Source organism: Thalassovita gelatinovora (genome assembly GCF_001458355.1).
GTDB lineage: Bacteria > Pseudomonadota > Alphaproteobacteria > Rhodobacterales > Rhodobacteraceae > Thalassobius > Thalassobius gelatinovorus.
On record NZ_CYSA01000023.1, the window covers coordinates 110,664 to 129,214 of the forward strand.

Below are 18,551 nucleotides of genomic sequence, written 5' to 3' on the forward strand. Positions count from 1 at the left end.
TCTCCTTCCCTCAGGCCAGCATCGTTTGCATCACGTCGAGATGCGGCGGCCCGTCTTCGGACATTGTTGTCGGGTGTACGCCATGTTCCATTTCGCCGGTTGGCCCGGTCGCGGCGAAATCGGTCAGAAAGGCCACTGCTTCGCTGGCCAGTTGTGTCGCGGGGTCAGGTGCAAGCATCACGTTGGTGGGGGGCGCGTCGTCTGAAATCAGTCTGGCTTGATAGAGCACCGCATCAGAAAACACCGACCCGCCCGACATCACATGCGAGGGCAGGCCGAAATCGACGATCGAGGCCAGGTTGACGGCCGCGTTATCACCCGTGCTGAGGGTTTGAACCGTGCCGGGATTTTCAGGTTCGGTGGATTGGATCAAATCGCTGTCAGAGATCACATTGGTCTGGGACACTTCGCGCATCTGTATCAAATCGCCGGTGATATAGAGGGCGTTCATGATGTCCATCGGCGCCAGCAAAGCGCTGGTCAGAACCGACGAAAGGTCCGGGGATTCGGGATCGAAATCGCCAAGCAATTCGCGAAATTCCGATGAAAGGGCACTGAATTGATCGGTCTGTGTATGGGTGATCGTGGCGGAATTGATCAAAGCGTTGCCAGAGGTTTCGGCGGTGGAAGGGTCGAAGACCGGCCCGGTTTCATCCCCGAGAGGCGCGGGACGCAGGACATCTTCGTCCAGCAGGATGTTGGTCTGAGTCACCACGTTTTGGGTAATCATGTCGCCTTCGACGATGATCAGGTCATAGGCCTGGCCAAGCATCGTCGTGAGGTCGGAATTCATGGTTTGATTGCCGCCGACCGAAATCAAGCTTTCGCTGCCGGAGGTGGTGAAGGAAACGGTGTCTTCGTCGCGGATCGAATTGATCTGGTGAATCCAGTCATAGGTGATCAGGTCGCCTTCGATCGTGGCCAAGGTTAACAGATCGGGCACGAACCCCGCGACGCCCGTTTCGGGGGTCGCCCCTTGCGTGGGACGGCCGGATATTCCGGCGGCATTCACAACCTGATTGGACGCTTCGGGCTGTGCCACATCGTCCCGCAATACGTTGACTTGTGAAATCACGTCCAGGCTGACCACATCGCCGCCCACTGCGATCACTGCCGCATCGACACCGCCGCCGACGCTGACCGCTTCGTTCAGTGCAAGGTTGCCGCCGGTGGTCCGGGCATGAACGGCGTCTTGTTGTGCGTCGTCCTGCCCCGATTGCAGGGCGTGCGGTAACAAGTCTTGCCAGTTGGGCATCTGGGTGGCCGATTGACCATCCACGGTCACGCCTTGGGTCGCCGCGCCGGTTGCCAGATGGACAGTGGCGTGCGGGGTTTGTTCGGTTGCCGCCCCGGACCGGGCTAGGATCTGTGTGAACATCGCAGAAGCCGTCTCGGCCGCGCCAATGGTTTCGCTGCTGGTGGCAAGTTGGGGGGTAAGCGGTGGCAGGATTTGCAGGTGATCCGCCTGGGCCTGCAAAGCCGCAAGTGTTTCGCTTTGTATCTGAATAAAGGAAGCCGCCGTTTCGGGCGACATATCGATGATGTCCTGATCGGTCAGCGTGTTGACTTGTATGGTGACTTGCATTGTTGCGCCCGGTGGCGGTGCCACAATGATCGGAGGCAGATCCAAGTCCGTTTCATAGGAACTTGAATACGGCGCGGTGCCGGTGCCCAGATTTCCGATACCGTCGCTCTGAAGCGAGGCGTCGGGTGATATATGGAGGGGCTTGAGCCGCAACAAAGCAGCGGGGAACCCGAAAGGGCCCGGGTCCTGAACCTGTGGATCATATCCCTCTGGCCCGTAGATGAAATCTCTTTGAACGGAATGTTCGTGCAAGGGATCGAGAGGCTGCTGCTTGCGGTAGAATTTGAAGCTGGAATAGTCGAGACGTGTGCTGGTAGCTTCGGCCACCGTTTGAAAAAGGCCGATAAAGAATGCGATCGCTTCTGTAGTTTTGTCCATGAACATGGCCGGCGCTACCGATACGAATACTTAGGGGAAGAGGCCCGCGCGGGAAGGTTCCCGCACGGGCCGATTTTTTGGGGATTGGCAGTCATAATATTCTGCAATCCCTGACCCTCTGGATCAGGCGTCGTCTTCGCCGGTCAGAGAGTAGTCGGAGGTCAGGTTGTTACCGACGGTGGTCATGTCCACGGTATTGCCCAGGACGTTGGCACCCATCGAGATCGACTGGTTGAACGCCGTGGTATCGAGGATCGCATCTGCCGAGGCGAAAGATTCCCCGGTCACATAGCCATCATCGCCATTGTGCGAACCCCACATGCCGCCGCTGCCACCAGCACCACCGGCACCGCCGTCAGCCATGGCCGCATCACCCGCGATTACCGACGAATGCGCCGCACCTGCGGTGGTGGTTCCACCCGTTGCCGCACCCGTGCCGCCGCCTGCGCCACTGGTTGCACCGGCTGCACCGGCTGCACCCGAAGCCGCGTTGGCATGAGCACCGGCAGCGATACCGCCACCTCCGGCCCCGGCCGCTGAACCGGCTGCCGCAATCGCCGCCGCCGCATCGCCACCTTCGAGGAAGTCGAGCAGACCCAGGTCGATACCGCCTTCAGAAGCGGCAGCCCCTGCGGCTGCGCCGCTTGATGCCGCGCCGACGCCAACGCCGACGTTCACGCTGGTCGCATCGGCCGCGCCGCTGGCACCACCTTGGGCAGACGCATTGCCGCCGTTGCCACCGTTGCCGGTTTCGACATCATCCGATTCCGACCAGCCGCCGAATGCCGCCCCAAGCGCGTCGCCGCCACCCGAGAAGGCATCGCCGCCATCGTCGCCATCGCCACCTTCGGCATCGATACCTTCTTCGGCATCGGCACTGCCGCCACGGGCGTCACCGTTCTGTGTGAAGCCGGCACCCATGTTGGTGACATCCGGATCGTTTAGCGTGTCGTTGTCATCAAGATGGTTGCTCATCACGTTGACCGTGCCGACATCGTTGCCGGCGCCCGTCAGCGCGCTGTTGAGGATGCCATCCATATTAATATCGTCGCCGATATCGTAATGGATGTTGCCATCTTCAGCCATCAGCACGTCGCCGACCGACGACCCGTGCTGCACATCGATGTCGGCGAAGTCGTCATCGTTGGGCATGTAGCCTTCCATGTCCAGATCGATATCCACATCCACGTCGACATCGGTGTCAGTGGTGTGGGTGCTGTCGGTGTTTGTCCGGCTGACATTGGTGTCATTGCTGGTGGTGTTGGTGTTGTTGTTGTTGGTATTGGTGTCGGTATTGGTATTGCTGTCGGTATCTTCGTTGGAATCGTAATTCCAGTTACCGTTGGCATTGCCATTGCCGTTCAGGCTGGCATTGCCATTCAGGTTCAGGTTGCCATTACCATTGCCGTTCAGGTTCAGGCTTTCTTGGGACTGACCCTGGTTTTGACCCTGGTTTTGCCCTTGTTCCTGACCTTGGTTCTGGTTCTGGTTCTGGTCCTGATCGCCGTCAGCGTTATAGGTGACAGGACTGTTGTTGAACCAGCCGAGTGCGGTTTGATTGTTCTTGATAGACATCGCTTTGGATCCTTTTCAGCATCTCCCGTCGCGACCGCCAATCATCTCTAAAGCGGCCAGTCTTCGGGTGGTTGGTTGTACCGGACGAAATTGTCCGGCTCTCCTTGCGGAACGTCTCCACCTGCGGGTGTTGTCGTTCCTCGCGCCAAATGAAGCGCCGGTTCAGGGTGGCCACGAGAAGGGAGGAAAGATAGCTGCCAGAAATGTTAATAAACCAATGGCCGGGAAATCTTCTGCTTTTGAATAAAAAAAACGAAACATACGCATGATTCGTTCATAAGAACCATTCTGTGGTCACCGATTCGATCTAGGTCTGATGGCGCATGATCGCGCGTGAAATGCAGACCACGACCCGAAGGCGGGGATGGATACAACAGCGAGTATTTGAAAATTGTATTGATCGACAAAGAGTTGCTTGCCGCCAATGCCTGTGTTTGTGCGCCCCTCATCGAACGGGCAGGGCATATATCGAAAGCTTAAGAAAGATTGATATTTTCATTTGTGGATAAAAACTGTATATTTTGTTAATAAATAGGTTAATTTTTAATCGGAACGGTGATTTTTTAGGAATCGGGTTCTGATTGTAAACATTTTACTATGTGTGAATAAATCGTCACCAGTGCAGTCAGAGGCCTGTACAAAGCCCGAAATTATTCATTCGGGTTGTGATTTATATTGGACTGTTGAGCAGTCGGTCCGAACCTAAAATTGGTTTCGGGGGGATACCATGAATATGCATTTAATTGCCATTTTCGGCGAGGGCATGACCTTGTCCGAACGATACTTGGATATAATCAAGCAAGAGTATTCGGCTGCTCATTTCATCCGATTGAACAGTATCGAAGAAGCGAACAACGTAGCGCGGTCCGAGCATATATCCTTTGCGCTTGTCGAACAGGAAATGGTTGCGGACGATATCGCGCGCGGGCTTGCTCCGTTGGAACCGCTTGGGGTGGAACGGACCGTACTGGCCTATCGCGATGACGATATCGCCGCGTTGTTCTATGAGCATGCCCATTCGCATGGAAACATGACCCATTTCGGATTTCTTCCGATGAACCTTCAGCTTGATTGCTGGCTGTCGATGTTGCGCCTGTTGTTTCTGGACCAATGCTGTGTGCCCAATGCCTTGTTGGATATGCGGCCTGTCGCGGGTCAACAGCGGGGCTGCGGCGAGGTGAATGGCCTCAAAGCCAACCTGACGCCGCGGGAACAGGAAATCCTGCGTCTTGTCGCGCGGGGCAAGCAGAACAAGTTGATCGCCTCTGACCTTGTCGTGTCGGAACACACGGTCAAGCTGCATATGCACAACATCATGCAGAAACTCGGCGTCAGGAACCGGACAGAGGCCGCCGGTATCTACTTCAACGGAACCAGAGGGGTCGTTTGATGCCACTGGCCGATCAGAATTTTTCTCAATTGCTGATGCTGATCGGCCGACTCAATTATATCTGGACCAACACGGAAAGTCTTTTCATTCATCTTATCGCGGGCCTGACCGGTACCGATACCGAAGCGGCGCTGATCATCTTTTTGACCCTCAACACCACCCGCGCGCGGGTGGAATTGGTTGAACGTCTGGTCAAGCTGGAACGAACCGACCCGGAATTGCGGCTGCGCATTCTTGAGGCGACAAAGATGATGATGCGTCAGTCGGCGCTGCGCAATCGCTATAATCACTGCATCTATTCGTTCGACAAGGATGCCGGTACGGCGCGGACGATCCTTATGCGGATCGCCGATCGCAAGGACACGCTCAAGATCGGGCAGACGGCCGATATCGACGACAAGGCGATCGAAGAAATCGAGGAAACGATCAAGACCTTGCAAAGCGTTAACGGGACCATCTGGAAGATCGTGCAAGATTACGAATTTCCGACCTGATGCCTTGGCAAGGTTAAAAAAGGCGCGGCCCATAAGAGCCGCGCCGATTTGAAACAACGGTTCGAAGGTCAGGATCAGCCCAGCAGACGCCGCGCGATCACTTGGGCCTGAATTTCGGCCGCGCCTTCGAAGATGTTCAGGATCCGCGCGTCGCACAGGATGCGGCTGATCTGATATTCCAGCGCGAAACCATTACCGCCATGGATCTGCAACGCGTTATCCGCCGCCGCCCAGGCGACGCGGGCGCCCAGCAGTTTCGCCATCCCGGCTTCGAGATCGCAGCGTTGATCGTTGTCTTTTTCCCAAGCCGAAAAATAGGTCAGCTGCCGCGCCACCATGATTTCCACGGCCATCATCGCCAGCTTGTTGGCGACGCGCGGGAAATGGATCAGCGACTTGCCGAACTGTTTGCGATCCTCGGCATATTGCATGCCGACTTCCAGCGCGTTTTGCGCCACGCCGATGGCGCGGGCCGCGGTTTGAATGCGGGCGGCTTCGAAGGTTTTCATCAATTGCTTGAAGCCTTGACCTTCGACTCCGCCAAGCAGGTTGTCGCCCTTGACCTTGAATTGATCAAAGCCGAGTTCGTATTCCTTCATGCCGCGATAACCCAGCACTTCGATTTCGCCGCCGGTCATGCCTTCGGTCGGGAACGGGTTGGCGTCGTCGCCCGGGGTCTTTTCGGCCAGGAACATCGACAATCCGCGGTGATCGGTGCTGTCGGGATCGGTGCGCGCCAGCAGGGTCATTACATGGGTGCGGGCGGCGTGAGTGATCCAGGTCTTGTTGCCGGTGACTTCGTAATCGCCGTCGGCGTTTTTCACCGCGCGGGTGCGCAGGGATCCCAGATCGGACCCGGTATTGGGTTCGGTGAACACGGCGGTGGGCAGGATTTCACCGCTGGACAGTTTCGGCAGCCAGTATTCCTTTTGTGCGTCGGTGCCGCCGGCAAGGATCAGTTCGGCCGCGATTTCCGACCGGGTGCCGAGCGAACCGACACCGATATAGCCGCGCGACAGTTCTTCGGACACCACCACCATCGATGCCTTGGACAGGCCCAGACCGCCGAAATCTTCGGGGATGGTCAGGCCGAATACGCCCATTTCGGCCAGTTCTTCGATGATTTCCATCGGGATAAAATCGTCTTTGAGGTGCCATTCATGGGCATCCGGGACGACCCGTTCATCGGCGTAGCGGCGAAATTGATCGCGGATCATTTCCAGTTCTTCGTCCAGACCGGAGGCACCAAAGGTGGCGTGGCCAGCATTGTCGCGCATCAGCGCGACCAGACGGGTGCGGGCGGCTTGACTGTTGCCGCGCGCGACGAGCGTCGAAATCGCGTCGGTTTCGAGCGAGGCAGCGTCGAGACCGAGATCGGCAAGGCGCGCGATTTCGCCTTGGCTCATCGGGATGCCGCCCTTGATCTGGGCCAGGTATTCGCCAAAGGCGATCTGGTGGATCAACTGTTCCATTTCGCCGAATTTTCCGTCGCCGGACAACCGTTCCGCCCAAGCCTGCATCTGGGTTAGCGACTGGCCGTAAGTGGCCAGCCAAGACAACCCGTGGGTGGCGGCTTGATTGGCTTCGAGGGCGGCGCCGGAAATCCGGCCATCCTGCGAAAGGCTGTCACGCAAAGCGGCGATGGCAGTGTCGACCAGCGCCTTGACCGGGGGCACGGCCGCGCCGGTGAGTGTCAGAAGATCGGGAAGAATTACAGTGTCGGTCATCGTCAGGTCCTGTCCATCATGGGCCACGCATGGTCCACAAATTATATCCTTAATTGCTGCAGTGTGACATAATCTTTTTGCAGTTGCAGCGCAACAAAAATACCTATTGGCGTATTTATTAGATCGAAAGTTGCGCATGAATTTTCAGTAAAGGAAAATTCAGATGTGCTAAGAGACCGTATGAGTACACTTTTTTCGATGATGTCGCCCGAAACTTTCGCTTTGGCCTTTGCGATCGCGCTGCTGGCCGGGTTTATCAAGGGCATGGTTGGATTTGCCATGCCGATGATTCTGATTTCCGGGCTGAGCAGTTTCATCGATCCGCAATTGGCGTTGGCCGGTTTGATCCTGCCGACGGTTGCGACCAATGGTTGGCAGGCGTTGCGGCAGGGCCGGGCGGCGGCTTGGGAATCGGTCAAGCGGTTCCGGGTGTTCATGATGATCGGGCTGGTGACGATGCTGTTGAGCGCGCAATTGGTGCGGGTTCTGTCAGCGGAAACCATGCTGTTACTGATCGGGGTGCCGGTATCGGTGTTCGCGCTGATTCAGATGTACGGGCTGCGGTTGGTGCTGCCGGAAAAAGGGCGCGGCCTGATCGAAGCGGCGATCGGTGGATTTGCCGGGTTGATCGGGGGCATGTCGGGGGTCTGGGGACCACCGACGGTGCTGTATCTGACCGCACTGAACACACCCAAGACCGAACAGGTCCGCATTCAGGGCGTGATTTACGGCCTGGGCGCGGTGGCGCTGCTGTTCGGGCATATCGGATCGGGTATTGTGAATCGCGACACGGTGGTGTTTTCCGCCGCGTTGCTGATCCCGGCATTGCTGGGAACCTGGGTCGGATTCCGGGTCCATGACCGGATCGACCAGGTGGCATTCCGCCGGGTGACGCTGTTGGTGTTGTTCGTCGCGGCGCTCAACCTGGTGCGCCGCGGCTTGATGGGCTGACGCTCAGGCGTTGTTGGCGTCTTCTGCCGGAACGTAACCGGCGACCGCGTCCACGAAGGACCGGATCTGCGATTTCAATCGTTCATCCTTGATTTTGCTGAAGACCGACGCGATGCGCGCGGTTTCTTCATCGATCACCGGGGTGGATTCATCTGCAGTCTGATCAAGACCATCGAAGAAATATGACGGCGGTACGTTCAGGATATTGGCAATTTCGAACAGCTTGCTGGCCGAAATGCGATTGCGGCCTAGTTCGTATTTTTGAACTTGTTGGAACGAAATGCTTAATCCTTTGGCGACATCAGTTTGGGTCAATCCGCGCAATACGCGAAGGTTCTTGAGTTTCTTGCCGACGTGAATATCTACTGGGTGTGACATATCATTTTTCCATTTCAAACTACCAGAAGAAGAAACCAGCTTGGGTTGTTTCAATCAATTGATTATGAATTTTCCTGAATGGTAAATATTTCATCCATCAATGTATGATTTGTGTTCCCAAGCATAAAGTCCCATAATATCAAAGCTTAACAGATTGATTGATTCGAATGTGATGATGGGATTAACCAAGAAGAGTGCGCCTTTGGCGCGATGCCACCATAAGGGGGCTTGATGGCAGAGCAGAAGAATCACCCGTTATTGTTCGAACTTTTGCGTTCGTTTACCGCTTTAGCGGAGACGCTCAATCTGTCGCGAACGGTGGAAAGGATGAATTCCACCCGGCAGACGGTTCGGCGCCATATCAACATACTGGAAGAGCTGATGGGAGAGCAGCTTTTCGTTATGGTCGATCGGCAGTATCAACTGACCGATGCAGGCCGCCGCTGTTTGCGCGAGGCCGAAGATATTCAAGCGCGCGGCGTGGCTTGGTTGAACGGAGAAGCGGGGCATATCGGTGGGCTGTTCCATATCGCCAAGGAAGAACCGGGAGGGTGGTGTTATTATCTGCAACAGCATCCGATCAGCGAAATCTGGACCGGGAAAACCGAGCTGTTGAAGCAGGGGATCAAATGCTGGAGCGCGGCAGAAGGGCGGATCGCGGACAAAGCCTTTGACCCGATCCGCGATAACCTGATGGTGTTCCGCAAAACAGCGGAGGATTGGATTTGCACAGCAGTGGGCAGCCAGTCGTCCTATGCTACGTGGTATGGATGGCGCTGGGAAAGCAGTTCAATCGGGCGCGCGGTGCCCGCGTTGCCGGGCGGGGCCGCGCATGCGGTGCAATTATCGCAACCATTCGAGGATATCCGCGCCACGCGCGGGCTACGATACGATCATGTGCACACCTATATGAATCGCGGCGAAGACAGCGTTCCCGAACCGATCAGTTTCAAGCGTCTGCTGCTGGGATGCCGGTATCCCGATGACAGTTTCGCAATGGCATCGATGGTGGTGCGCAGCTATGATTTGCAGATTGAGGGCCTGTCGCAGGACCGGATCGAAACCATGCCAGAAAATCAGGTGATGGAAGATTATTTCACCGGGGACAGGCAATAGACAAAGACATGTTAACCATGCCTACGCATTGTTCTCCTGTGTCAAGCACAGGAGACAAGCATGACTATTCAAGATGTTTACGACGGGTCCCGGTATCTGACTGAGACTTTGAACACCCTGAAATCGCATCACCTGCATATCGAGGTGGGGGATGATTTCGAAACCTATGCACAAATCGTCAAAGCTGGCCGCCCGGAACAGCCGCTGGGACCACCGTTTGACCCAGAAAAGCAATTTTTGCCAGCGGCCAGAGGCGTTTGGATCATTGGCCGCAATGCCAAGGGCGATCTGGTTCATACCCAGGCTATGCGGCTTCTGGACCTTTACGATCAGACCTTGGCGCGGTTCCTGCGGTCGCGGTTTGGCGAATTTCCCCCCGGTGGTATGCGGATCGACGGGGACGGGTCATGGTTCCGTTCGGGGCCGGGGGCGGACAAGATAACCGGGCGCACCGTTTACCATGGCGAGATGTGGATGAAGGATGATCCGGCTTATCGCGGTCGCGGTTTGATCGATCAACTGGCAAGGTTTTCGTTCTTGACCGCGATGCTGCATTGGCAACCCGATTTCGTTTTCGGATTCATTTTGCGATCGGTGGCGCGGCGCGGTTTGGCCGAGCGCGAAGGCTATATGCATTGCGATCCCTATTGTCTGAGCTGGAAGGTCGAGGGGCGCAATGAGCCGCTGGACTGCAATATGGTGTGGATGGCGATGGAAGACCTGCGCCATGTCATGCATGTGCCGATGAAACAGATGGTCCCGGCTCCGGTCGAAGTCTGAGCCGGGCGGCATCGTCGCGGCATCGATCAGGTCGTTGCTTGGGCCACCGGGGGGCGATCGGTGGGTGAGGGGAGCCCCGCCTGTCGCGCTGTTGGCCCGCCGGAGCAGGGCCGCGATTGGATTGCCTGCCAGCGGCGGGGGTCAGTCATTTTGCCGTGACCGTCCTTTTACGATCAGCTGCGGTACACCATCCGAGGTCAGGTCGGGGGAACACCCGTCTTCGCCAATGACCGCCTGAATCTGACTGCGCCAATTGGAAAAGCTTTCGAATTTGACGGTATCGAGCGGTTGGTCGAACTTGATCTTGATCCGGTAGGTTTTGCCCAATTTGGTCAAGGCCACGATCCGGCCGGTGAATGCCAGTCCCAGATAGTAGCCCTGAACCGGTGCTTGCGGGCGCAGGTCGCGGATGACAGAGCGTGAAAGCTGGGCGTGCAACGTGTTCCAGTCCCGTGCGCCGTTTTGACGGGCGATGCGTTCCAGCGCTTCGGCCTGACGGATGGGGGTACCCTGATCCGCCAGCGCCTGCCGCAGGGCTTTGGCCTGCGCCTTGGCTTCGGCTATGCTTCGGAGGGTCATGTTTGCCTCGTCGTCATGGTCAATCCGAACCCCGGTCGCCCGAAATTCCGGGACACAATACGGGTGACGAGAGCGGTTGCAAATATCAACACGATCGCATCGGCCATCGGAAAGGCAAACCAGATCGCGCCAGGGCCGGAAAAGGTGGCCCAGACAAGGATCAGCACCGGGCTGAGCAGGAACGGTTTGACCAGGGTCAGAAGCGCGGTGCGGCCCGGTTGGCCCACGGCCTGAAAATAAAGCGCCAGAACCAGAACAGGACCGGAGAACAGGTAAAACAGAAGCATCGGCCGCAAGATGGCCGCAACCTGCGCGACAACCGCCGGATCGCTGACAAACCCGAACCCGATCTGCGTTCTGGTGGTGAGCAGGATCAATTCGACCAAGAGGCAATAGCCAAACGCCACCGCAAGCGACAACCGCAATGCCGCATCGGACCGGGCGTAGTGCCCCGCGCCGACATTGTTGCCGGCGATGCTTTGAGTGGTTAGCGCGATGGCCATTTGCGGCAGGAAAATAAAGCCGAGAATCCGGGTCACGATGCCATAGGCAGCGACCGTATCGGCATAGCCGGTTGCGGTCGTCAGGTGCAGCGTTGCGATGACGGTTGCGGATACCAGCGCCATGCCGATGAAGCTGAGGCTGAGCGGTGCGCCCAGTTTCAGCACCGGTTTCCAGCCGCCACGCCAAGGATGTTGGGCAAGCGTGGCAAGCGGCACCAATCTGGGATCGCGCAGGCGTAGCCCGATCAACAGGCAAAGGCCCAGCCCCTGCGCCAGAACGGTGCCCCAGGCCGATCCTGCCACGCCAAGATCGAACAGCACGATCAGCACATAGTCGAGCAGGATATTGGCCAACGTGACCCCGACCGAAAGCAGCGCCATGACCCCGGCGCGGCCTTCATTGCGCAAGGCGTCGGCATGGACCCCAAGCAGCACCTGCACCGGCATCCCGAAAATCAGGATCGACAGATAGACATGCGCCAGCGTGGCGATGTCGCCCTGCGCGCCCAGCAGATGGGCAAGCCCCCAGCGGCCCACGATCAGGAAGGTCATGATCAAGATCAGTGACATGCTGAGCGACAGGCCATGCGCACGGGCAAAAACATTTGCGGCGGCGTGTTTGTCGCCGGCACCCAGATGACGGGCCAACAGGCTGGACATGCCGCCGCTGACAAGGGTGGACAGGGCGATGGTGATCATCACCACCGGAAAGCCCAAGCTGACTGCGGCCAGCGCATCGGCACCGACAAAATGCCCCAGAAACGCGGCATCGACGACATTCAACAGCCCGCTCATCGACATGACAAGCGTCATCGGCAGGGTATGGATCAGAAACAACCGTCCGATGGGAACGGTCAGGAAACGGTTATCAGCGGCGGGTCCGGACGACATCGCTCACTCCTCTCAAGAGGCATTTCAAGGTCGGTGGGGGCCTGCATTGCCCACCGTCGAAATGCTTCGAGGGTGAGGTGATCGTCGTTTCGGGCTTCACCGTGACTTGCGTCCGCAGGCGGCAGGTGCCCGACACCTTGGTCGCTGATTAGTCGCTTCGCGCACGGGATGTCAACGGTGACGTCGACAATCGCCGTTTACAGGCGCCAAACGAAAAACGCCCCGGCCAATGGCCGGGGCGTTGAAGTGTCTGCGATGACGCTGCGCGATCAGCCGATTGCGGCGGCTTTCACGTCTTCGTCGATATAGGGTACATATTGTTCGAAATTGTCGGCGAACATCTGAACCAGCTTGGCGGCCTGCGCGTCATAGGCGGCAGGGTCGGCCCAGGTCTGGCGCGGGTCCAGCAGTTGGGTATCGACACCCGGCACGGCGATCGGAACGTCGAAGCCGAAATTCACATCCTTGCGGAATTCGACTTCGTTCAACGATCCTTCCAACGCGGCGGTCAGCAGGGCGCGGGTGGCCTTGATCGGCATCCGCGACCCGGTGCCGAAGGCGCCGCCGGTCCAGCCGGTGTTGACCAGCCAGCAGGTTGCCCCATGCTTGGCGATCTTTTCGCGCAGCAGGTTGCCATAGGTTTCCGGACGGCGCGGCATGAACGGCGCCCCAAAGCAGGTCGAGAAGGTGGGTTCGGGTTCCACCACACCGCGTTCGGTGCCCGGGGTTTTCGAAGTGAAGCCGGACAAGAAGTGATACATTGCCTGCGCCGGGGTCAACCGCGCGATCGGCGGCAGCACGCCGTAAGCGTCACAGGTCAGCAGGATCACGTTCTTGGGATGGCCACCCAACGCGTTGTCCGAGGAATTCGAGATGTATTCCAGCGGATAGGCGCAACGCATGTTTTCGGTCAGACTGGAATCGTCGAAATCCAGATCGAAAGTTTCTTCGTCGAAAACCATGTTTTCCACCACGGTGGCGAACTTGGTCGTGGTGGCGTAGATTTCCGGTTCCGCTTCGGGGTTCAGACCGATGGTCTTGGCATAGCAGCCGCCTTCGAAGTTGAAGGTGCCGCGGTCGGACCAGCCATGTTCGTCGTCACCGATCAGGGTGCGCGACGGGTCGGCCGACAGGGTGGTTTTGCCGGTGCCCGACAGGCCGAAGAAGATCGCAGTATCAACCGGGTTGCCGATGGCGTGGTTAGCCGAGCAGTGCATCGGCATGATGCCTTTTTCCGGCAGCAGGTAGTTCAGCAGGGAAAACACCGATTTCTTGTTTTCGCCAGCATATTCGGTATTGCCGATCAGGATGAGTTTCTTGTCGAAATTCATCGCGATCACGGTGTCAGAGCGGCAATCGTGGCGTTCCGGGTCGGCCTTGAAGCTGGGGCAGTTGATGATGGTGAAATCTGCCAGGAAGCTGTTGAGGTCGTCGCGTTCGGGGCGGCGCAGCAGGTGGCGGATGAACAGCCCGTGCCAAGCCAGTTCGGTTACCATGCGGACATTGATCGCATGTTCCGGATCAGCACCACCAACCAGATCTTCGACGTAGTATTTCTTGCCCTTCATATGCTCAAGCATATCGGCATAGAGATTGTCGAACCCTTCGGGTGACATTTCTGCGTTGTTTTCCCACCAAATCTTGTCGGCGACGCTGTCGGTTTTGACGACATGCTTGTCTTTGGGGGACCGGCCAGTGAATTTGCCGGTGGTCACAAAGAGGGCGCCGCCTTTGCCGAGTGTGCCTTCGCCGTTTTTGAGCGCGGCTTCGATCAGCGCGGGCTCCATAAGATTGTAAAAGACATCGCCCAGACCCGTGATCCCTTGATCTTCCAGCCGGAATTCCGGGTTTACCCGTCCAAATGTCATATTGCCAAGCTCCTGTAGCCGCGCTTTGGGCGGCGGTTGTCGACGGACCCCGAACTCTTCTTCCAGGTCCGACCGGGCGCTGTGCCCGATACCGGCCTCTTAACATGACGTTTCCATGAAGGAACAGGACGCTTTTGCGCAGTTAGCGCAACCACTTGAAGGTTAGCGCAATCACGGCGGAAATCCCCAGTTACGATCCGGTCATGAACCCCGGATGTGAGGCAAATTAGCCATTGGTTGACGAAATCACCCCTAAATCTAGGGGGTGACAGGGGTGATTCGCAGTTTCCGATTGATTGCAAAGGGGTAAAATGGGCATACTGAAGAAAAAAACAGGTAATAAGAGCAGTAAAAGGAATTCACCTATGTCGAAGATCGCCCTTGTGGACGATGACAGGAATATCCTGACATCGGTGGCCATGACTCTTGAGGCAGAAGGGTTCGAGGTCGAAACCTATAATGACGGGCAATCCGCGCTGGATGCGTTTAATCGCAAACTGCCGGATATGGCCGTGTTGGATATCAAAATGCCGCGCATGGACGGGATGGACCTGTTGCAGCGGCTGCGTCAGAAAACCCAGATGCCGGTGATTTTCCTGACCTCGAAAGATGATGAGATCGACGAGGTTCTGGGGCTGCGCATGGGCGCTGACGATTACGTCAAGAAGCCGTTTTCGCAGCGTCTGCTGGTCGAACGCATCCGCGCCCTGTTGCGCCGTCAGGATGTGATGGCGGGCCACGAAGTGGTGGAGACCGAAGAAACCAAGGTGATCGAACGCGGCGAATTGCGGATGGATCCGCTGCGCCATTCGGTCAGTTGGAAAGGCAACGAAGTGTCACTGACCGTGACCGAATTTTTGCTGTTGCAGGCGCTGGCGCAGCGCCCCGGTTTCGTGAAATCGCGCGATCAGTTGATGGATGTGGCCTATGACGATCAGGTCTATGTCGACGACCGTACGATCGACAGCCATATCAAGCGCCTGCGCAAGAAGATGCGCACGGCCGATCCGGAATTTTCCGCGATTGAGACGCTGTATGGTATCGGGTATCGCTATAACGAAGATTGATCATGGCGCTTGCTGAAGGACTTAACTTGCGGGAAACGGGATCACGGCACAATGGCGACGTGGTGCTGGGCGACGATTTCGTCGCCCCCGACAGCACCGTGGACAAGGAACTGCGCGTTCGTCGGGAGCGGCGCGGATTTCTGTCGCTGAACCGGTCGCCGCTGACCCGCAAGATCATCACCTTCAACCTGATCGCGCTGAACATTCTGGTGGCCGGGGTGCTGCTGTTGAATTCATCGCGCGATTCCTTTGCGGTCGAGCGGGCCAATTCATTGGTGTCGCAGGCGGAACTGATCGCCGATGTGATCGAGGCGCAATTGCCCAAGGGCGCGCCGGTGAGCCTGACTGCGGGCGATGGCGTTGACGTGGTTGACACTCTGGTGGGGCTGGACCTGCGCAACGGCGTTGAAGCCTTTGTTTTCGATCCCGCAGCGTCGCTGATTTCCAGCGTCAAAGGCCAGGGCCGCGCCCCGGTTGCGGATATGCCTGAACCGGGGTCGACGCTGATCACGGACGGATTGTCCTGGATGTGGAACAAAGTGTCGGATCTGTTCCATCCGACATCGGCTTTGCCGCCGCTGCCCAGCATTGAGGAACGGGTGCAACGGTTTGCCGCCACCGCGCTGCAGAACGGGACCCAGATCGACATGGGACAGTCGATCGAAGGCACCATTTTCACCGTGGCCACGCCGATCGAACAGGGTGGTCAGGTCATCGGGGTCGTGGCGTTGTCCAGCGCGGCGGATGAAGTTGATTTGCTGGTGCGAGCGCAGCGCGAACGGGTGTTGCAGATGTTCCTGATCGCCATTCTGGTGTCGGTCGGGTTGAGTTTGGTTCTGGCTTCGACCATCGCCAATCCGCTGGCCGATCTGGCCGCGGCCGCCGAGTTGGGTGGGGCGCGCGACAAGAAACAGAAGACCGGCGGGCGCATCCGTATCCCCGATCTGACCGCGCGGCCGGATGAAATCGGCCGCCTGTCCGGGGCGCTGCGCGGGATGGTGGCGGCGCTGTATGACCGGATCGACAGCAACGAACAATTCGCCGCCGACGTGGCGCATGAAATCAAGAACCCACTGGCCAGCCTGCGATCTGCGGTGGGTACGCTGCGGGTGGCCAAGCGCGACGATCAGCGCGAAAAGCTGCTGGATGTGATCGACCACGATGTGCGCCGTCTGGACCGTCTGGTCAGTGATATTTCCAATGCGTCGCGTCTGGACAGCGAATTGGTCAAGGAAGAACAGGAATCTTTCGACCTGATGCACATGTTGGGCAATCTGGGCGAATATCTGGGCCAGCAGGCGGGCGAACAGGGTGTCGATTTCATCACCGACCTGCCCGATCAGCCGATCGAGATCATGGGGTTGGAGGCGCGTCTGGCGCAGGTTTTCGTCAACCTGATCACCAATGCGATCAGTTTCTGCGAAGAAGGCGACGCGATCCGCGTCTGGGCCCGCAAACGGGAAAACCGGGTGTTGGTGGTGGTCGAAGATACCGGTCCCGGCATCCCCGAAGAAGCGCTGACCAAGGTGTTCAAGCGGTTCTATTCGGAACGGCCGGAAAACCAGTTCGGCAATAATTCCGGTTTGGGTCTGGCGATTTCCAAGCAGATCGTTGAATCGCATGGCGGGGTGATCTGGGCCGAAAACATTCGCCCGACCGATGCCGATGTCACGTCGGAACCGCTGGGCGCGCGCTTTGTCGTTGGCCTGCCGGTCTGAGAGGGTGCCCCCTGTCGACAGGCCCGATGACCAAGACTGCCTGATCCAGCATGCGACCACCGTTGCGTTGAAGGGCCGCGCGGTGGTGATTGCCGGGCAGGCGGGGGCCGGAAAATCCGGGCTGGCATTGCAATTGATGGCCCTGGGGGCGGGTTTGGTGGCCGATGACCGGACCTGTTTGTGGCGCGAGGGCAAGGCGATTTGGGCCGATGCGCCTGCGGCGATCCGCGGCCAGATCGAGGCGCGCTATGTCGGCATCCTGAACGCCGATCCGCAGGGCCCGACCAAGGCGGTTCTGTGGGTCGATCTGAACCGGACAGAAACCGAACGTCTTCCGCAAGAAAAAACTCTGACGGTGCTGGGCCTTTCGCGGCCTTTGCTGCACAATGTGCAGGCGCAGCATTTCCCGGCTGCGATTCTGCATTATCTCAAGGCGGGCAGGCGGGATTGAGCAATGAGCGAGATCGACAGCATATCTGACAGCGGCAATCCGGTGCGGCAGCGCATCGTGCTGGTCACTGGCCCGTCGGGCGCCGGGCGGTCCACCGCGATCCACACGATGGAAGATCTTGGGTTTGAAGCGATCGACAACCTGCCGCTGAGCCTGTTGCCGCGGCTGCTGGAAGACCCGCCGATCGGGCGCGATCTGGTGCTGGGGCTGGATGTGCGCAACCGCGATTTTTCCGTTAATGCGCTGATCGAAACGTTGGACAGCCTGCGCGATGCGCCGGGTGTGGAAACCGAACTTTTATATCTCGATTGCCGGTCTGACGTGTTGTTGCGGCGGTTTTCCGAAACCCGGCGGCGTCATCCATTGGCCCCGGCCGAAAGCCCGGATCAGGGGGTGCGGCGGGAATTGGACCTGTTGGTGCCGATCCGGGCGCGCGCCGACATCCTGATCGACAGTTCCGACCTGACCCCGCATGATCTGCGTGCCGAGGTCGAGCGGCTGATCACCCCGGAAACCGGGGCGCGGTTGGCGGTGTCGTTGAATTCATTTTCCTACAAACGGGGATTGCCGCGCGGCATGGACATGGTGTTGGACTGCCGGTTCCTGCGCAACCCCTATTGGGACCCGTCGCTGCGCAAACTGGACGGCCGCAGTGCCGCGGTGGGCGACTATATCGCCAGCGATACCCGGTTCGATCCGTTCTTTGGCAAGGTTCTGGATCTGGCCCGGTTGTTGTTGCCGGCGTATCTGGAAGAAGGCAAAGCACATTTTGCCATCGGTTTCGGCTGTACCGGCGGGCAACACAGGTCTGTTGCAATTGCAGAAAAGATGGCGCAGGCCCTTGCGAATGAAGGCTGGCAGGTGTCAACTAGACATCGCGAACTTGAACGGGGGCAGGTCGCCTTTCAGGCGACGCCATTGGGAATGGCCGCGAATGTAGATAAAGGAAGGTAAGCGTGATCGGTATCGTGATCGTCGCGCATGGGGGCTTAGCCCACGAATATTTGGCCGCGATAGAACATGTCGTTGGGCCGCAATCGGGTATTCGGTCCATATCGATTGACGCCGACCATGACCGGGCGCCGCCTCGGCGGAATCGG

17 protein-coding genes are annotated in these 18,551 nt (G+C 58.1%); 10 read left to right on the forward strand and 7 right to left on the reverse strand.

The features are described from left to right. Window positions 1–10: 10 nt before the first annotated feature. Window positions 11–1,963, reverse strand: coding sequence for a hypothetical protein (locus TG4357_RS11875; RefSeq protein ID WP_058263119.1), 1,953 nt, complete (start codon window positions 1,961–1,963; stop codon window positions 11–13). A 123-nt stretch (window positions 1,964–2,086) separates the two neighbouring features. Continuing rightward, entirely contained in the window at window positions 2,087–3,538 is a 1,452-nt protein-coding gene (locus tag TG4357_RS11880; RefSeq protein ID WP_074646826.1) for a hypothetical protein, read from the reverse strand. A gap of 727 nt (window positions 3,539–4,265) precedes the next feature. On the opposite strand from TG4357_RS11880, the gene TG4357_RS19795 reads away from it, so the two are divergent. Both TG4357_RS19795 and TG4357_RS11890 read left to right on the forward strand, forming a co-directional pair. Further along, entirely contained in the window at window positions 4,266–4,928 is a 663-nt protein-coding gene (locus TG4357_RS19795; protein WP_058263120.1) for a helix-turn-helix transcriptional regulator, read from the forward strand. Further along, window positions 4,928–5,422, forward strand: a complete 495-nt coding sequence (locus tag TG4357_RS11890; RefSeq protein ID WP_058263121.1) for a hypothetical protein — start codon at window positions 4,928–4,930, stop codon at window positions 5,420–5,422. The genes TG4357_RS19795 and TG4357_RS11890 overlap by 1 nt, the downstream gene beginning before the upstream one ends. A gap of 74 nt (window positions 5,423–5,496) precedes the next feature. Here TG4357_RS11890 and TG4357_RS11895 read toward each other — a convergent pair whose 3' ends face one another. Beyond that, a complete protein-coding gene (locus tag TG4357_RS11895) occupies window positions 5,497–7,176 on the reverse strand; it encodes an acyl-CoA dehydrogenase family protein (RefSeq protein ID WP_058263122.1) in 1,680 nt (559 codons plus the stop codon). 153 nt (window positions 7,177–7,329) lie between these two features. Between TG4357_RS11895 and TG4357_RS11900 the strand changes: the two genes are divergently transcribed. Continuing rightward, window positions 7,330–8,100 (forward strand): sulfite exporter TauE/SafE family protein, encoded by a 771-nt coding sequence (locus TG4357_RS11900; RefSeq protein ID WP_058263123.1) that lies wholly within the window; start codon window positions 7,330–7,332, stop codon window positions 8,098–8,100. A 3-nt stretch (window positions 8,101–8,103) separates the two neighbouring features. Here the strand turns inward: TG4357_RS11900 and TG4357_RS11905 are convergent, their stop codons facing one another. Next, window positions 8,104–8,478: a helix-turn-helix domain-containing protein gene (locus TG4357_RS11905; protein ID WP_058263124.1), complete on the reverse strand. Its 375-nt coding sequence runs from the start codon at window positions 8,476–8,478 to the stop codon at window positions 8,104–8,106. A gap of 231 nt (window positions 8,479–8,709) precedes the next feature. On the opposite strand from TG4357_RS11905, the gene TG4357_RS11910 reads away from it, so the two are divergent. Together TG4357_RS11910 and TG4357_RS11915 are read left to right on the forward strand one after the other, a co-directional pair. Further along, complete coding sequence (locus tag TG4357_RS11910; RefSeq protein WP_074646827.1) at window positions 8,710–9,594, forward strand: LysR family transcriptional regulator; 885 nt, start codon at window positions 8,710–8,712, stop codon at window positions 9,592–9,594. Window positions 9,595–9,654: 60 nt separating this feature from the next. Beyond that, the gene (locus TG4357_RS11915) at window positions 9,655–10,374 is read left to right on the forward strand and encodes a hypothetical protein (protein WP_058263126.1); all 720 of its coding nucleotides are present in this window, start codon (window positions 9,655–9,657) and stop codon (window positions 10,372–10,374) included. A 141-nt stretch (window positions 10,375–10,515) separates the two neighbouring features. On the opposite strand, the gene TG4357_RS11920 is transcribed toward TG4357_RS11915, so the two are convergent. From TG4357_RS11920 to TG4357_RS11930, 3 genes are all read right to left on the reverse strand, one after another. Next, on the reverse strand, window positions 10,516–10,953 hold the full coding sequence (locus TG4357_RS11920; protein ID WP_058263127.1) for a glyoxalase superfamily protein: 438 nt from the start codon (window positions 10,951–10,953) through the stop codon (window positions 10,516–10,518). Further along, the gene (locus TG4357_RS11925) at window positions 10,950–12,347 is read right to left on the reverse strand and encodes an MATE family efflux transporter (RefSeq protein WP_058263128.1); all 1,398 of its coding nucleotides are present in this window, start codon (window positions 12,345–12,347) and stop codon (window positions 10,950–10,952) included. The genes TG4357_RS11920 and TG4357_RS11925 overlap by 4 nt, the downstream gene beginning before the upstream one ends. A gap of 269 nt (window positions 12,348–12,616) precedes the next feature. Continuing rightward, window positions 12,617–14,215 (reverse strand): phosphoenolpyruvate carboxykinase, encoded by a 1,599-nt coding sequence (locus TG4357_RS11930; RefSeq protein WP_058263129.1) that lies wholly within the window; start codon window positions 14,213–14,215, stop codon window positions 12,617–12,619. Window positions 14,216–14,580: 365 nt separating this feature from the next. Here TG4357_RS11930 and TG4357_RS11935 point away from each other — a divergent pair, with 365 nt between their 5' ends. The 5 genes from TG4357_RS11935 to TG4357_RS19800 all read left to right on the forward strand — a co-directional run. Next, entirely contained in the window at window positions 14,581–15,282 is a 702-nt protein-coding gene (locus tag TG4357_RS11935; protein ID WP_058263130.1) for a response regulator transcription factor, read from the forward strand. Window positions 15,283–15,284: 2 nt separating this feature from the next. Further along, on the forward strand, window positions 15,285–17,000 hold the full coding sequence (locus TG4357_RS11940) for a sensor histidine kinase (protein WP_058263131.1): 1,716 nt from the start codon (window positions 15,285–15,287) through the stop codon (window positions 16,998–17,000). 4 nt (window positions 17,001–17,004) lie between these two features. Next, window positions 17,005–17,451, forward strand: a complete 447-nt coding sequence (locus TG4357_RS11945; RefSeq protein WP_058263132.1) for an HPr kinase/phosphorylase — start codon at window positions 17,005–17,007, stop codon at window positions 17,449–17,451. A gap of 3 nt (window positions 17,452–17,454) precedes the next feature. Beyond that, window positions 17,455–18,405, forward strand: a complete 951-nt coding sequence (gene rapZ / locus TG4357_RS11950; RefSeq protein WP_058263133.1) for an RNase adapter RapZ — start codon at window positions 17,455–17,457, stop codon at window positions 18,403–18,405. Between the two features lie 2 nt (window positions 18,406–18,407). Next, window positions 18,408–18,551: PTS sugar transporter subunit IIA domain-containing protein (locus TG4357_RS19800; protein WP_497986786.1), on the forward strand; the 144-nt coding region annotated here is incomplete at its 3' end.

Excerpts from the sequence above, each read along its gene's own strand:
- TG4357_RS11875 (WP_058263119.1), bottom strand. The coding sequence starts at position 1,963 with ATGGACAAAACTACAGAAGCGATCGCATTCTTTATCGGCCTTTTTCAA.
- TG4357_RS11880 (WP_074646826.1), bottom strand. The coding sequence starts at position 3,538 with ATGTCTATCAAGAACAATCAAACCGCACTCGGCTGGTTCAACAACAGT.
- TG4357_RS19795 (WP_058263120.1), top strand. The coding sequence starts at position 4,266 with ATGAATATGCATTTAATTGCCATTTTCGGCGAGGGCATGACCTTGTCC.
- TG4357_RS11890 (WP_058263121.1), top strand. The coding sequence starts at position 4,928 with ATGCCACTGGCCGATCAGAATTTTTCTCAATTGCTGATGCTGATCGGC.
- TG4357_RS11900 (WP_058263123.1), top strand. The coding sequence starts at position 7,330 with ATGAGTACACTTTTTTCGATGATGTCGCCCGAAACTTTCGCTTTGGCC.
- TG4357_RS11905 (WP_058263124.1), bottom strand. The coding sequence starts at position 8,478 with ATGTCACACCCAGTAGATATTCACGTCGGCAAGAAACTCAAGAACCTT.
- TG4357_RS11910 (WP_074646827.1), top strand. The coding sequence starts at position 8,710 with ATGGCAGAGCAGAAGAATCACCCGTTATTGTTCGAACTTTTGCGTTCG.
- TG4357_RS11915 (WP_058263126.1), top strand. The coding sequence starts at position 9,655 with ATGACTATTCAAGATGTTTACGACGGGTCCCGGTATCTGACTGAGACT.
- TG4357_RS11920 (WP_058263127.1), bottom strand. The coding sequence starts at position 10,953 with ATGACCCTCCGAAGCATAGCCGAAGCCAAGGCGCAGGCCAAAGCCCTG.
- TG4357_RS11925 (WP_058263128.1), bottom strand. The coding sequence starts at position 12,347 with ATGTCGTCCGGACCCGCCGCTGATAACCGTTTCCTGACCGTTCCCATC.
- TG4357_RS11930 (WP_058263129.1), bottom strand. The coding sequence starts at position 14,215 with ATGACATTTGGACGGGTAAACCCGGAATTCCGGCTGGAAGATCAAGGG.
- TG4357_RS11935 (WP_058263130.1), top strand. The coding sequence starts at position 14,581 with ATGTCGAAGATCGCCCTTGTGGACGATGACAGGAATATCCTGACATCG.
- TG4357_RS11940 (WP_058263131.1), top strand. The coding sequence starts at position 15,285 with ATGGCGCTTGCTGAAGGACTTAACTTGCGGGAAACGGGATCACGGCAC.
- rapZ (WP_058263133.1), top strand. The coding sequence starts at position 17,455 with ATGAGCGAGATCGACAGCATATCTGACAGCGGCAATCCGGTGCGGCAG.